This window comes from Lautropia dentalis (genome assembly GCF_003892345.1).
Classification (GTDB): domain Bacteria; phylum Pseudomonadota; class Gammaproteobacteria; order Burkholderiales; family Burkholderiaceae_E; genus Lautropia; species Lautropia dentalis.
The window spans coordinates 1,137,465-1,149,816 of the sequence record NZ_RRUE01000001.1; the positions used below are offsets into that span (position 1 = coordinate 1,137,465).

The 12,352-nt window shown below is 64.8% G+C and carries 13 protein-coding genes and 1 tRNA gene; 11 read left to right on the top strand and 3 right to left on the bottom strand.

Annotated features, from left to right (window positions below; all coding sequences use genetic code 11):
- The first annotated feature begins 175 nt into the window (after positions 1–175).
- From EHV23_RS04270 to EHV23_RS04280, 3 genes are all read left to right on the top strand, one after another.
- Entirely contained in the window at positions 176–436 is a 261-nt protein-coding gene (locus EHV23_RS04270; protein WP_125094852.1) for a hypothetical protein, read from the top strand.
- 212 nt (positions 437–648) lie between these two features.
- The gene (locus EHV23_RS04275; protein ID WP_125094853.1) at positions 649–936 is read left to right on the top strand and encodes a hypothetical protein; all 288 of its coding nucleotides are present in this window, start codon (positions 649–651) and stop codon (positions 934–936) included.
- Between the two features lie 221 nt (positions 937–1,157).
- A complete protein-coding gene (locus EHV23_RS04280; protein WP_125094854.1) occupies positions 1,158–2,213 on the top strand; it encodes a hypothetical protein in 1,056 nt (351 codons plus the stop codon).
- A 92-nt stretch (positions 2,214–2,305) separates the two neighbouring features.
- Here EHV23_RS04280 and EHV23_RS04285 read toward each other — a convergent pair whose 3' ends face one another.
- On the bottom strand, positions 2,306–2,611 hold the full coding sequence (locus EHV23_RS04285; protein WP_125094855.1) for an addiction module antidote protein: 306 nt from the start codon (positions 2,609–2,611) through the stop codon (positions 2,306–2,308).
- Positions 2,612–3,024: 413 nt separating this feature from the next.
- Here EHV23_RS04285 and EHV23_RS04290 point away from each other — a divergent pair, with 413 nt between their 5' ends.
- Both EHV23_RS04290 and EHV23_RS04295 read left to right on the top strand, forming a co-directional pair.
- Complete coding sequence (locus EHV23_RS04290; protein ID WP_125094856.1) at positions 3,025–3,327, top strand: type II toxin-antitoxin system RelE/ParE family toxin; 303 nt, start codon at positions 3,025–3,027, stop codon at positions 3,325–3,327.
- On the top strand, positions 3,324–3,635 hold the full coding sequence (locus tag EHV23_RS04295; protein ID WP_125094857.1) for an addiction module antidote protein: 312 nt from the start codon (positions 3,324–3,326) through the stop codon (positions 3,633–3,635). Before EHV23_RS04290 ends, EHV23_RS04295 begins: the two co-directional genes overlap by 4 nt.
- A 213-nt stretch (positions 3,636–3,848) precedes the next feature.
- Here EHV23_RS04295 and EHV23_RS04300 read toward each other — a convergent pair.
- A tRNA-Ser gene (locus EHV23_RS04300) sits at positions 3,849–3,938 on the bottom strand.
- Between the two features lie 108 nt (positions 3,939–4,046).
- On the opposite strand from EHV23_RS04300, the gene EHV23_RS04305 reads away from it, so the two are divergent.
- The 3 genes from EHV23_RS04305 (at position 4,047) to EHV23_RS04315 (ending at position 9,193) form a co-directional block, all read left to right on the top strand.
- Positions 4,047–4,817 carry a hypothetical protein gene (locus EHV23_RS04305; RefSeq protein WP_238990272.1) on the top strand — a complete coding sequence of 257 codons (771 nt, stop codon included), beginning with the start codon at positions 4,047–4,049 and terminating at the stop codon, positions 4,815–4,817.
- Positions 4,818–5,100: 283 nt separating this feature from the next.
- The gene (locus EHV23_RS04310; RefSeq protein ID WP_125094858.1) at positions 5,101–8,535 is read left to right on the top strand and encodes a ComEC/Rec2 family competence protein; all 3,435 of its coding nucleotides are present in this window, start codon (positions 5,101–5,103) and stop codon (positions 8,533–8,535) included.
- Between the two features lie 307 nt (positions 8,536–8,842).
- Positions 8,843–9,193, top strand: a complete 351-nt coding sequence (locus EHV23_RS04315) for a RidA family protein (RefSeq protein WP_125094859.1) — start codon at positions 8,843–8,845, stop codon at positions 9,191–9,193.
- Between the two features lie 133 nt (positions 9,194–9,326).
- Here the strand turns inward: EHV23_RS04315 and EHV23_RS04320 are convergent, their stop codons facing one another.
- Entirely contained in the window at positions 9,327–9,905 is a 579-nt protein-coding gene (locus EHV23_RS04320; protein WP_125094860.1) for a C40 family peptidase, read from the bottom strand.
- Between the two features lie 185 nt (positions 9,906–10,090).
- Between EHV23_RS04320 and EHV23_RS16370 the strand changes: the two genes are divergently transcribed.
- The 3 genes from EHV23_RS16370 (at position 10,091) to EHV23_RS04330 (ending at position 12,236) form a co-directional block, all read left to right on the top strand.
- Positions 10,091–10,225, top strand: a complete 135-nt coding sequence (locus tag EHV23_RS16370) for a hypothetical protein (RefSeq protein ID WP_275265080.1) — start codon at positions 10,091–10,093, stop codon at positions 10,223–10,225.
- A 72-nt stretch (positions 10,226–10,297) separates the two neighbouring features.
- The gene (locus EHV23_RS04325; protein ID WP_125094861.1) at positions 10,298–11,629 is read left to right on the top strand and encodes an MFS transporter; all 1,332 of its coding nucleotides are present in this window, start codon (positions 10,298–10,300) and stop codon (positions 11,627–11,629) included.
- 199 nt (positions 11,630–11,828) lie between these two features.
- Positions 11,829–12,236 carry a GlcG/HbpS family heme-binding protein gene (locus EHV23_RS04330; RefSeq protein ID WP_125094862.1) on the top strand — a complete coding sequence of 136 codons (408 nt, stop codon included), beginning with the start codon at positions 11,829–11,831 and terminating at the stop codon, positions 12,234–12,236.
- The last annotated feature ends 116 nt before the right edge of the window (positions 12,237–12,352 follow it).

Below are 12,352 nucleotides of genomic sequence, written 5' to 3' on the forward strand. Positions count from 1 at the left end.
CCGTGCCCGGTACGTGATGCGCACGGCCGGGCCTGATCTTATGAAAAATCAACCTGTTGCGCCGAAAGGCGCGTTACGCTCGAAACTGCCGTCAGCGTTCTGCGGATCTTCGTGACCCGCGCTGGCCGCGGCGGCACTGACGTGGTCTGGCCTATCCTGTTGCATGTACTGAACAATGTCTTCACTCTCACCCTTCATCGTCGAGTTCGTTTTTCCGCTGCTGCTGTGCATCGGCATCGTGGTGATCGTGTTTCGGTGTTTCAGCCCCCGCAAGCGGCAAGGGGAGCCCGAGCCTGGGGAGGCCCGGGATGGACGCTCGACGGCCGATCCGAATGAATGGAAAACCGCCTGGCCCATCTGGTGGATGGTGCTGGGGGTGTTCGTCGTGATGGTGAGCATCTGGCTGGGGCTGCTGATGATGTTCGCCAACCAGTAATCCCTCCGGGGCGCTCTGGAGCGCGTCATGAATGCATCCCTGCGCTGGAGTCAGGGAGCCGCGTTGAAGGCACTGATTCATGACACGCATCAGTCCGGCCCATCCTCCGGCCGGGTATCCGGGCCTGCGTTCGCTCTGGCGAAGGTCCGTTTTCCTGTGTGATCTGTTACTGGCGGGTGCAGCGTGCCCGCTGGCTTCTCTCTGTGCGCATCATGTCTGCGTCTGTTGATATCGTTATCGAGTTTGGCCTGCCCTTGCTGGCAAGTGCGGGCATTGCGTTTCTCGTTGTGGCCGGCGCCCGTTCCGGCCATCTGGCGCGGCTGATGCAGCGCCGCGGGCCATCGTCTGCTCCGGAAGGCGAGGGGCAGACCAGCATACCCACGCCGGTGCCGGAAGGTGCGGAAGCCGTTCCGTCGTCCACACCGTCGGCGCTACGCGCCCTGGCCCTGCTGCTTGCGGTGGTGCTGGTGCTCTGGGGTGTGGTTCGGGTTCTGGTGTGAGTGTTTCGGAGGGCTGGAGAGCCTTTCGTTGCTGACTGGTGGGATGTCCGGACATGATGTTTCCGGGCGTCGCGTTCCCGCCGCGGGTCACAGGTCCGCATACACCGACCGGTTATCGGATGGCGGCCGGATGAGTGTCTCATTTCGCCGTGTTTTGTTGGATGCGGACGATGCGCTGCCTACACTGCCGTGCGTGTTGAAGGCATGCGGGAGTGCAGTTCGTGGGCAAGGCAGATATGGCGGGGGTCGATTTCCGTCGGCGTACCCTGCTCAAAGGCAGCATGGCGTCAATGCTGTCACCCATCGTGTTGTCCGGTTGCAGCGGGGGCGGAGCCCATGCCAATGTACTGACGGATGGGGAGGCCGGGCAAGCGCAAGACTCGGTTTCGCTGCAGCAGGCAGGTTATCGCGCCCGGTTGTACACACCGACGATGATCACCAGGCTGTTGGGCACGTATTTCATCGTGGACTGCTGGCACCACCGCATCATCCATTCGCGCAACCTGCACGCACCGCTGGTGCGCTGGAAGACGCTGGATGACGACATTGCCGGTCCGCACTCCATTGCAACCGACGGTACCTTTCATGTGGCTGAAGACACCGGCCGGCATGGGCTGTTTGTGTACCGCGAGACGGCACCCGATCACTTCGAGCGGGTGCAGCATGTACCCGATGTTGGTATACGGCCCCATCGCACCCTGTACGATGCCGAACACCAGCAGTTTCTGGTGGTGGGTTCGGCGGATCAGTCCATCAACCTGCTGGAGGTGCAGGGCGGCAGGCTGGTTCGGACTCTGACCCGGATCATTCCTGAACTGGGGCGTCAGTATTGCCGTTCCATTACCCTGCACGAGGGGTTGCTGTATTTTGTGGGCGAGGCGGACATTGTTGTCTATGGGGTGGACCGTGGCCGGGTGAGCCCGACTGGTTCGGTGATTCATCTGCCCGAGGTCTGGCAAGGCAGCAACGACCTGTTCTTTCTGGGGCGCCGACGCGGGCTGTTCATGTCCACACCTGGCAAGGCGTGTGCATTTGATAGCGTGGACGCGCTGGGCCGGGGTGAGGTTCAGGACCTTTCCGCCACTTTCCGGGGGACGCCGTACTTCGTTACGCAGTTTGACGGGCGGTTGTGGATTCCGGAGATTACCGAATATTCGGCCCTCCGCAGCTATCCGGCGAGCGGTGATGCCGTCACGGCCGAATCGGCCCAGACGCTGTTTGACTTCGGGCTGCCCGACGAGGCTTCGCTTGAGCGCAAGCGGGCGATCGTGACATGACGGTATGCTGACGGATGAAGGCTGGGCACACATCCCTGATGTCCGCCGGCAGTCAAGGATGGTCATGCCCCGTCGAGAGGGGCCGCCGGACGTCAGGGGCGTGCCTGTACGAGCGGCATGGAGGTCAGTCGAACACCCAGTGCAGGCAGGATGGCCAGCATGGTGCGAAGCGTGGGGTTGCCCTCGTTGCTGAGTGATCGGTAGAGCAGTTCACGAGAAACACCGGATTCTTCTGCTACCTTGCTCATGCCTTTGGCTCGGGCCACGACGCCGAGCGCATGTGCGATATAGGCGGCGTCGCCCGTCTCCAGAGAGGCGGTCAGGTACTCGGCGATCTGTTCGTCATCGTCGAGAAAATCGGCTTCATCAAAATCATGAAGTGTTTCAGTGGTTTTCATCGTCATCTGTCCAGTTTCTGGCCAGCTGCCTGGCTTCTTTGATTTCAGATTCGAACTCACGGTACCGTTACCGGTACGCCTGATTTCGAGTTTGGGATATATGTCAAGGAAATCAATCATATAGCGTCTAAAAATCTCAAACCAAGACGCTTCGTGGTGAGATCCAGGGCAGGGTGCCCTGGTGTGCGCCTTGCTGAACCAGGCGCTGGCCAACCTGCTGCGACTGGGCACGGTGACCGTCAGCGGGGGCCTGACCGACAACGGCACCGATGTGGGGGCTGATCAACTGGCACTTTGGGGTCGAGTCTGGCGACAAAATGACCGGGCCACCGATGTGAGGCGCGACGGCAGGTTGTCCATAGGAGGCGGCACTATGCCTTGTCATGTCGTAGTTTTTGGATTACGATGACGGCATGATAATTCTTCGCCAAACACGAATCTTTCGCAGCTGGCTCAAAAGCCTGCGGGACAGGCGAGCAGTGATGGCCGTTGCTTCGAGGCTTGACCGGCTGGAACGAGGTCACGAAGGTGATGCCAGGTCGGTAGGCGGCGGTGTCACAGAGCTGCGAATTCATTATGGTCCCGGGTTTCGGGTATATCTGCATCGGCGCGGGGATGTGTTGATCATCCTGCTTTGTGGTGGCGACAAGGTGTCGCAGGATCGTGACATTCGCAAGGCCATCGAGATGGTGCGCAACGAGGAGTTTGAAGAATGAAGGAAAAACTGACGACCTTTGACGCAGCCGAGTACATCGAGACGGACGAAGATGCGGCGGAATTCATGGCGCTGGCCTTCGAGACCGGTGATGCGGCCTACATCGCACACGCTGTGGGTGTCGTGGCGCGGGCCAAGGGAATGACTGAGCTGGCACGGCAGACAGGGCTGTCACGTGAGCAGCTGTACCGCTCGTTGAGCGAGGGAGGCAACCCGACGCTGCGCACGATGCTGGCGGTGATGAAGGCACTGGGAGTAGAGCTGTCGGCACGGCCAGTCAAGCAGCCTGAACCGCAGGCAGTCGGCTGATCAGGCGCCCGGCAGGGCAGGTGGCCACTTCATCCGGAACACGGGAACCAGAAAGGTTGCAATCGAGCTACCCCCGCGCCGCGCGGACCAGGGGCTGGGAACAGTTACATGAGGACATCGCCCGCAAAAGCCGCCAGCATGCATCAATCCCGACGCAGGCGGAAAGAGAAAACGCCCGCCGAAGCACAGTGCAACGGCGGGCGTTTGGGTATATGGCGGAGAGGGTGGGATTCGAACCCACGGTACCGTTACCGGTACGCCTGATTTCGAGTCAGGTACATTCGACCACTCTGCCACCTCTCCGTGTCCTTGCGGTCAAGCGCAGCATTATGCCACGTTTTTTGGCGAGCGCAAGTGGGCGGCCACGGAACGGGCTTGTTCGTGGCTGTCTGCAGATCGACAATAGCAGGCATGCACATCTCCTATCTGCTCGTTCCGTTTGCCCTGTGTGTGGCACTGGTCATGCGTCCCTGGCGGCTGCTCAAGGGCGGGGCACTGGTCACGCCGCTCATGGCGTCGCTGGTGCTGCTGCCTTGGCTGTGGGCGCTGCCACGGCTGCACATCACGCCGGTGCAGCTGCAGTGGTCGGGAGCCTGTCTGGTGCTGCTGATGCTGGGCTGGCCGCTGGCCATTCCGGTGCTGTGTCTGGTGGGGGTGCTGTCGGGCTTCTTTGCGCCGCAGGCCTGGCCGGATGTGTTCGACAGCATTCTGTGGCTGGGGGTGGCGCCGGCGACATTCGCGCTGGTGCTGGGGGCGCTGATTCGCCGGATGATGGGCGAGCAGCTGTTTGTCTACATTCTGGGGCGGGGCTTTCTGTGCACGGTGCTCTGCCTGTTTGCAAGCGGCGCGCTGGCGCAGTGGACGGGCATTCGCATCGGCCAGAGCAATGACGCGTTCTCGTCGATGGTGGCACGCTGGCTGCTGGCCTGGGGTGATGGCTTTTTCACGGGGATGTGCACGGCCATCTTCGTGGCCTTCAAGCCGGACTGGCTGGCCACGTGGTCGGACCGGCTGTATCTGCGCAAGCCGGAGCCGGGCCAGGAGCGCCCGTCTGGGCCGGTGGCACCAGCGCTGGACCTGATCGAGCTGCATGAACCGGAGGAGACGGCGGCAGCCCGCGGGCGTGATGAGGAAGACGGCCGCCGCGAGCATGGGGCCGATGGCGCTTCGGGGGAGCGCTGAGGTGATGACGCGGGCTGGAGCACATGTCATGGACTCGTTCGTTCCCGTGAAACTCCTTTGAGCGTGCCATGAACGCTGTCATTCGCGCAGAACTCCCTGGGGCGTGTCGGACAAGGCGGTAGGGCCGCTGAATTTCCGATGGCTTCAGGGATGCAAGCGGACTGTTCCCATGAGCCCACCAGGCCAGTTGAGCCAGGCGTACCAGGCCATGTGGCCTAGGCCACATGGCCATCGGCGGGCATCGCTCCTCCCGTCTGGCCGAGGGTGGTTCTAGTCTGGCGGGATGAGTCTGCCCGCCCTTCGTTCCCTGTTGCTGATGCTGGTGCCTCGCCTGTCGTGGCTGGCCGTGTGCGTACTGGTGGCGGCCTGTGGTTACCAGTTCTCCGGCTGGGTATTGCCACAAGCGTGGCTTGTGGGAGGCATGGCGCTTGGCCTGCTGCTGATGGTGCTGGCGGCGGTCATGGCTGCACTTCGGGCAGCGATGAAACCGGTGGCGATGAAGCCGGAAACAGCGAAACCGGAGACAGCGAAACCGGAGACAGCGAAACCGGTGGTGACGAACCCGGTGATGGTGAATCCGTCGGTGATGAGTCCGGCGATGATGAGTCCGTCGGTGATGAATCCGGCGACAGTGGTATCGGCGGCAATGGCATCGATGGCGTTGGCGGCGGCAGTGAAACCGGAGCGGGGGGCTTCTGGAGTGCGTACGCGGGCTGCCGGGATGCTGACGCACGGGCTGCATCATCTTGGCGTGCTGCTGCTGGCCGCCGTGTGGGTGGCACATTCGATCCATGACGGCCTGCAGTCCCGCCTGGCCCCGTCACTGGAAGACGTACCGCTGCAGGTTCTGGGTACGGTGGCCAGTCTGCCGGTGCGCCAGGGGGCGGGTGACCGGGTACTGTTTGCGGTGCAGCGATGCGTGTCCCTGTCTGGGGAAGACGGGCATGGTGTGGATGGCCAGGGATGTGGCGGTCTGCGCCAGATTTCGCTCTCGTGGAGCGCGCCGCGGGACGGTGGCTGGCATGCCGATACCCAGGCACGCGTTCTCAACCGCTCGCACGTGGCACAGGTGGTGAAGCATGACGGTTTTGTGAGGCGCGATCATGCGGCGGGTGGTGCGCAGGCGTCAGAGACAGAAGAAAAGGCGGAGCAGGAGGCAGGGGGAGAAGCAGAAGGGGAAGCAGAGGGGGAAGCTGGTGGCGTCGTGAAGCGGGCAGCGGATGCTGGCAGGGGTGTGGAGGGAAGCCCGGATGCCGGCTGGGACGATGTGTGGCCGGAACCCGGCCAGCGCTGGCAGCTGGTGGTGAAACTCCGGCGTCCGGTGGCGGCAGTGAACCCGGGTGCCTTCGATACGGAGCTGCGGATGCTGCAGGATGGCATCGATGCCAGCGGCCGGGTCGTGCAGCGTCACCGGCTGGGGTATTCGCCGCACCTGCAGGAAAGCGAACGCAGGGCGGTGCCTGAAAGAACAGGGGGCACAGGGGGAGGCGCAGCGCTTCGAGGACTGGCGGATCACATCATGGTGTGGGTGCAGTCGCTGCGGGCGCAGTTGCGGCAGCATCTGGAAACGCTGCAGGCAAACATCGATCCCCAGCGGGGAGGCGATGCGGAGCGCTGGGCGTTGCTGGGTATCGTAACCGGGCTGTCACTGGGGGATCAGGCGGCGATGGGGGCGGATGCCTGGGGACTGTTCAGCCGGACCGGCGTCAGTCATCTGATGGCGATCTCCGGCATGCATGTGACGCTGCTGGCGCTGGTGGTGTCGGGGCTTTGCCTGCGTCTGCATCAGGCGGTGGCCATGCGGGCGAAGGGGCGCAGGCTGCAGCGGCTGATGCGGGTGCCAAGACCCTGGGTGGTGCTGGTGCCCGGGGTGCTGACGGCCTTTGGTTACGCGCTGCTGTCGGGCTGGGGTGTGCCTTCACAGCGGACGTGCTTCATGCTGCTGGCCGCTGCCGTGCTGCGGGCGGGGGGATGCTCGCCATCGGCGCTGATGCCGGTACTGCTGGCCGCGGCGGCGATCATCGCGCTGGACCCATGGGCCGTGGCGCAGGCCGGCTTCTGGCTGTCGTTCTGTGCCGTGCTGGCGCTGATGTGGTGTGCGCAGGGCAGTGGCGGGCATGCTGGGGAGACTGTCATGGCCGGGATGGCAGGCGCTCCGGGTGCCAGTGGGCATACAGGATCAGAAGCAGGATCAGAAGCAGGATCAGGAACAGAACCAGGATCAGGGTTGGGGGCAGATGATGGCGCTGGCACCGATCATGGCTTCGCTGCTGATGATGGTGTTCATGCTGATGATGGCCGTGGTGCCGATGGCGTGTCGGGTGCTGGGGAGGGGGCGGCGGCGTACAGGGAAAGCAGCACTGTATCGGGCGCCGGAAATGACGCCGTACCGTCAGCCGCTGCGCGACTGCCCGGGCAGCGTATTCGTGCATGGTTTGCCGGCGCGCGTGTTCAGGGCTGGCTGCAGGGACTGCGGGAGGGCGCGCGCAACCAGTGGGCGGCGACGGTGCTGCTCACGCCGCTGACCATCGCGTTCTTTTCCACCTGGTCACTGATCGGCCCCGTGGCCAATGTGGTGGCCATTCCGTGGGTGGGGCTGGTGCTGACGCCGATGGCCATCGGGGTGATGCTGCTGGCGCCGTGGTGGCCGTGGCTGGCAGGCTGGATACTGAAACTGCTGCTGGTGCAGCTGGGCTGGCTGATGCAGATGCTGCGAACACTGGATGCGCTGCCGATGGCCAGTATCCAGCTGCCGCAGCCCGGTGCCGCCGTGCTGGGATGTGCGCTGCTGGGGGCCGTGCTGATACTGGCGCCGCGCGGCTTGCGTCGTGTGCGGCTGGGCCTGTTGTGTCTGCTGCCGATGGCGCTGGCGCCGGCGCAGCCGGCGCCGGACGATGCGCTGGTCGTCACGGCACTCGACATCGGTCAGGGCAGCATGGTGCTGATCGAACAGGGAGAACGGCGACTGCTGTTCGATACGGGGCCTTCCCGCATGGGCGGCCGCAGTGCACTGGAAGGGACGCTGCTGCCCTGGCTGCATGGGCGCGGGCTCCAGGACATCGACGGTCTGGTGGTGTCGCATCTGGATGCCCGCCATGCCGGCGGCACCCGTGCTGCCATGGCCCGGCTGCGGCCGCGCTGGTGGATGATGCCAATGAATCCACGTCTGCTCGGACTGGAGGCGGCGTCTGCAGGCTTCGTGCCCTGTCTGGCCGGGCAGACGGTCCAGTGGGGACAGGCCGTCATCGAGGTGCTCAACCCCGAGCGCCTGGCTGGCACGGCGAACGCGGCGAAGCAGGATCGTCAGAGTTGCGTGATTCGCGTGCGCAGCCCGGCCGGTTCGGTGCTGTTGCCCGGTGATCTGCCACTGACGGCCGAAGCGGCGCTGGTGAAGGCACAGGGAGGGCGGCTGGCGGCCGACGTGCTGGTCCTGCCACAGGACGGAAGCCGCAAGGGCAGCGGGGACCGGTTGCTGGAAGCCGTGTCGCCGGCACTGGCGATCCTGCAGACCCGCTATCGCAACCATCAGCAGCAGCCGCATGCGGAGGTGCTGATGCGGCTGAAGCGGCACGACATCCGGTTGTTGCGCACCGACTGGCATGGTGCCGTGCAGGTCGTGCTGCGGGCGGGTACTGCGCCGCAGGTGATTCGCAGCCGGATCGACGGGGCGCCCTACTGGCGGATTTATGCAGGGCATGCGGAAGATGGCGCTGGATGAAATCCGGAGGCGCGGAAATCCGGTAGGCATGGCCCAGGATACCCCGGCGGTACACGGATCCGAAGACTCCTTGCCGGCACGCGGATTCGCGGGCAGCATGGTGGCGAACGTCTGCACGTGGAGTTGCGGGCGGCATGGCGGCGAACGTCTCCATGGACACGCTCCAGCCGGCAGGCGTCAGCGGCAGGCCATCAGGGGGCGGGCGAGGGATGGTGGTAATCTTGCCGGGGGCCGTACCGTATCCGCCAGCGCCGTGCTGGCGGAAGGGCGAACCCCCTTTCCATCGACCTGACAGGAGGAGATCTGCATGGAAATCAAGCGACTGGAACCCGGCAAGCGCATGTCCGAAGCCGTGGTGCACAACCATGTGGCCTATCTGGCCGGACAGATTCCGGAAGACACCAGCAAGGGGCCACTGGAGCAGACCCGCGAGGTGCTGGCCGCCATCGACAGCGTGCTGGCCAAACTGGGTACCGACAAGAGCCGGCTGCTGAGCGCCACGGTCTATCTGTCGAACATTGGCAACTTTGCGGCCATGAACGAGGCCTGGGACGCCTGGGTGTCGCCCGGCAACCCGCCGGCCCGGGCCACGGTGGAGGCGCGCCTGGCCTCGCCGGACATTCTGGTCGAAATCGTGGTGACGGCGGCGGTGGACTGAACGTCGCCGTCTGGTGGCGGCAGACCCGGGCCCGGGCGCCGTGCGGCGAGGGCTCGAGTCTGACCGCACCAGATAACAGGCTCCCGGTTTGGGGTCTGCTGGACAGAAGGCCGCCGGCAGCGTTGGCTGATGTTCACATCCGCGCGGTCTTCATGGGGCGGCGGCCACCATTGAAGCGGGTCAGCCAGTAGCGGCGGTTGATCGATTCGACCCGCACCAGGCTGCCCGATGAAGGGGCGTGCACGAAGCGATGGTTGCCAATGTAGACGCCCACGTGGGAGTTCGGATGGCGGCCGGTCTGGAAGAACACCAGGTCGCCCGGGGCCAGATCCTTCAGGGCGATCCATGAGCCCCGCTGGCCCATCTGCCGGCTGGTGCGCGGCAGTTCGATGCCCAGTGCCTCGCGGTAGACATGCTGGACCAGCCCGCTGCAGTCGAAGCCCTCCCGGGGGCTGCTGCCGCCCCAGCGATAGGGCCTGCCCACCTGGGCCATGGCCTGCCGCGTCACCTCGCGGGCCGCCCGGCTGGGCATGGGCGGTGGTGGAGCAGGGCGCGATGGCGTGCTGGCACACCCGGCCAGCAGCAGCCCCGGTGCACCCAGCGCAAGACCCAGCAGCTGCCGGCGCTGACAGCTGGTTTGCCGGCCTGACGGCAGGCCCGGGCGCAGAAGGGCACGCAGGGCATGCCCCGTTCGTCGGATACGTGTGTGCATCAGAGCCAAAGTCGGAAAAGTTTGCGGTTGTTCCGTGCAGTCTGGCGGAACGCCGGGTTAGGATTCGTTCGCCGCTGAAGCAGCGGCAGCGAATGCTGTCTGGCCTTTCTCCGGGCCGGTCTGGCATGCGGGGGTTTCCGCCAGCCTGACCTGCGGGGCGTTCTGCCAGCCGGGGCATTCCAGACATGGCGGGAACGGATCCCACCATTTTTGCCATGTCTGCACCGGTATTTTCGCTGCCGCAGGTTCTGTTCATGTTTCATTCATCCGACAAACGTATCATCCGCAGCGACCGGATGACCGTTACGGATCCGGCATGACCAGGGCGGGCACCCGTGCCGGATGGCGCCGGTGCATACCGAACATGCAGGACACCCGCGGGGAATACTTTCATGAGCCTTTTCGACCAGCGCGCGCTGCAGCCTGGTGTCACCCGATGTGAGGTGCTGGCCTGGGCCGGCTACGACTTTGCCAATTCGGGCTACACCACCGTGGTGGTGACCGCGGTGTTCAGTGCCTATTTCGTGGGCGTGGTGGCCAACGGAGCCGACTGGGCCACGTTCGTGTGGTCGCTGATCCTGGCCATCTCCAATCTGGCGGTGATGCTGACCATGCCCGGCATCGGGGCACGGGTGGATGCCAACGGGTCGCGCAAGCAGTGGCTGCTGGGGGTGACGCTGGTCTGCGTGGTGTGCATTGCCGCCCTGTACTGGGTTCGGGCCGGAGACGTGGCGCTGGCGGTGGTGATGATCATCATCTCCAATTACTGCTATTCGCTGGGTGAGACCTTCTGTGCGGCCTATCTGCCCGAGCTGGCCCGTCCCGAGGCCATCGGGCGGGTATCCGGCTGGGGCTGGAGCTTCGGCTACGTGGGCGGCATGCTGACGCTGGGCCTGTCGCTGGCCTGGGTGGCGTGGGTGAAGGGGCAGGGCGGTGAGGTCGAGGACTACGTGCCCGGCACGATGCTGATCGCCGCCGTCATCTACATTCTGGCGGCCATGCCGATGTTCCTGGTGGTGAAGGAGCGGGCCAGGCCCCGTGCCCAGGAGGCCAGCCGGATGGTGCAGTCGCCGGTGGACTGGCGCACCAGCTGGCTGCGCATCCGCGCCTATGGGGACTTCCAGCGGCTGCTGTGGGTGGGCTTTTTCTACAACGCGGGCGTGGCGGTGGTGATTGCCCTGACGGCCGTGTATGCCGATCAGGTACTGGGCTTCGAGCCGGCCGACACCATGCAGCTCTTCTTTGCCGTCAATGTGGCGGCGGCGATAGGTGCCTTCCTGTTCGGCTATCTGGAAGACCACATCGGGCACCGCATGTCGCTGGCGCTCACGCTGGTCGGCTGGGTGGTGGTGGTACTGGTGGCGGTGTTCATCGAGGGCCGTCCGGCATTCTGGTGTGCAGCCACGCTGGCCGGGGTGTGCATGGGGTCGAGCCAGTCGGCCGGCCGGGCGCTGGTTGCCACCATGGCCCCGGGGCACCGGCTGGACGAGTTCTTTGGCCTCTGGGCCTTTGCCACCCGGCTGGCCGCCATCGTGGGGCCGCTGACCTATGGGGGCATCAGCTGGGCCACCGGCAACAATCACCGGCATGCGCTGCTGTTCACGGGCATTTTCTTCGTGGTGGCGCTGGCGCTGCTGGGGAGGGTGAACCTGACACGCGGCGTGGCGCAGGCCCGGGCCGACGATGAATTCGAGGTCAGCGCGGCGGATCCGTTCGGGGGCTGAGGGAAGGCGCTCTGCCATGCCGGCACGGGCATCGTAACAGTGCGTGCCATGGATCATGCGTTTCTGTGCCCCCTTTGGACGTGAAGAACGCCGTGTGGTGGCTGACTGCCCGTGCCGGATGTGAGACCATCGGTCATTGAATGATCAGGCCCGCCGGGCCTGAACCGCAGCCTTGCGGCATCCTTGAGGAGACAGACCCATGAAGACCAAACCCGCCCTGGAACTGAGTGATGTGGAAACCGGCCTGAAGGCCGGGCTGCTGAAGGCCACTGAGAAGGGCTGGCTGGTGACGGTGTCGGTGGTGGACGATGGCGGCCACCTGCTGGGCCTCAAACGCATGGATGGCTGCCCGGTAGTGGCAGCTTACATCTCGCCCGAGAAGGCACGTACCGCGGCGCTGGGCCAGCGTGGCAGTGGCGGCTACGAAAAGATGATCAACGATGGCCGTACGGCCTTCCTGTGCGTCGACGTGCTCAAGGGCACGCTCGAAGGCGGCCTGCCCATCGTGGCCGACGGCCAGATGGTGGGCGCCGTGGGTGTGTCGGGCGTCAAGCCGCATGAGGATCTGGAGATTGCCCAGGCCATGGTCGATGCCATCGTGGCGTAGAACGCGTACGGGCACATTCGTCCACGCGCTGGCTTCCGAATCCGTGTGCCAGGGAAGGCATCGTACAAGGCTGGTCACTTTGGCTGACAGGGACGCGGGCTGCCCGCGACTGGGCA

Excerpts from the sequence above, each read along its gene's own strand:
- EHV23_RS04330 (WP_125094862.1), top strand. The coding sequence starts at position 11,829 with ATGAAGACCAAACCCGCCCTGGAACTGAGTGATGTGGAAACCGGCCTG.
- EHV23_RS04295 (WP_125094857.1), top strand. The coding sequence starts at position 3,324 with ATGAAGGAAAAACTGACGACCTTTGACGCAGCCGAGTACATCGAGACG.
- EHV23_RS16370 (WP_275265080.1), top strand. The coding sequence starts at position 10,091 with ATGGCGGGAACGGATCCCACCATTTTTGCCATGTCTGCACCGGTATTT.
- EHV23_RS04275 (WP_125094853.1), top strand. The coding sequence starts at position 649 with ATGTCTGCGTCTGTTGATATCGTTATCGAGTTTGGCCTGCCCTTGCTG.
- EHV23_RS04320 (WP_125094860.1), bottom strand. The coding sequence starts at position 9,905 with ATGCACACACGTATCCGACGAACGGGGCATGCCCTGCGTGCCCTTCTG.
- EHV23_RS04315 (WP_125094859.1), top strand. The coding sequence starts at position 8,843 with ATGGAAATCAAGCGACTGGAACCCGGCAAGCGCATGTCCGAAGCCGTG.
- EHV23_RS04325 (WP_125094861.1), top strand. The coding sequence starts at position 10,298 with ATGAGCCTTTTCGACCAGCGCGCGCTGCAGCCTGGTGTCACCCGATGT.
- EHV23_RS04310 (WP_125094858.1), top strand. The coding sequence starts at position 5,101 with ATGAGTCTGCCCGCCCTTCGTTCCCTGTTGCTGATGCTGGTGCCTCGC.
- EHV23_RS04270 (WP_125094852.1), top strand. The coding sequence starts at position 176 with ATGTCTTCACTCTCACCCTTCATCGTCGAGTTCGTTTTTCCGCTGCTG.
- EHV23_RS04290 (WP_125094856.1), top strand. The coding sequence starts at position 3,025 with ATGATAATTCTTCGCCAAACACGAATCTTTCGCAGCTGGCTCAAAAGC.
- EHV23_RS04305 (WP_238990272.1), top strand. The coding sequence starts at position 4,047 with ATGCACATCTCCTATCTGCTCGTTCCGTTTGCCCTGTGTGTGGCACTG.
- EHV23_RS04285 (WP_125094855.1), bottom strand. The coding sequence starts at position 2,611 with ATGAAAACCACTGAAACACTTCATGATTTTGATGAAGCCGATTTTCTC.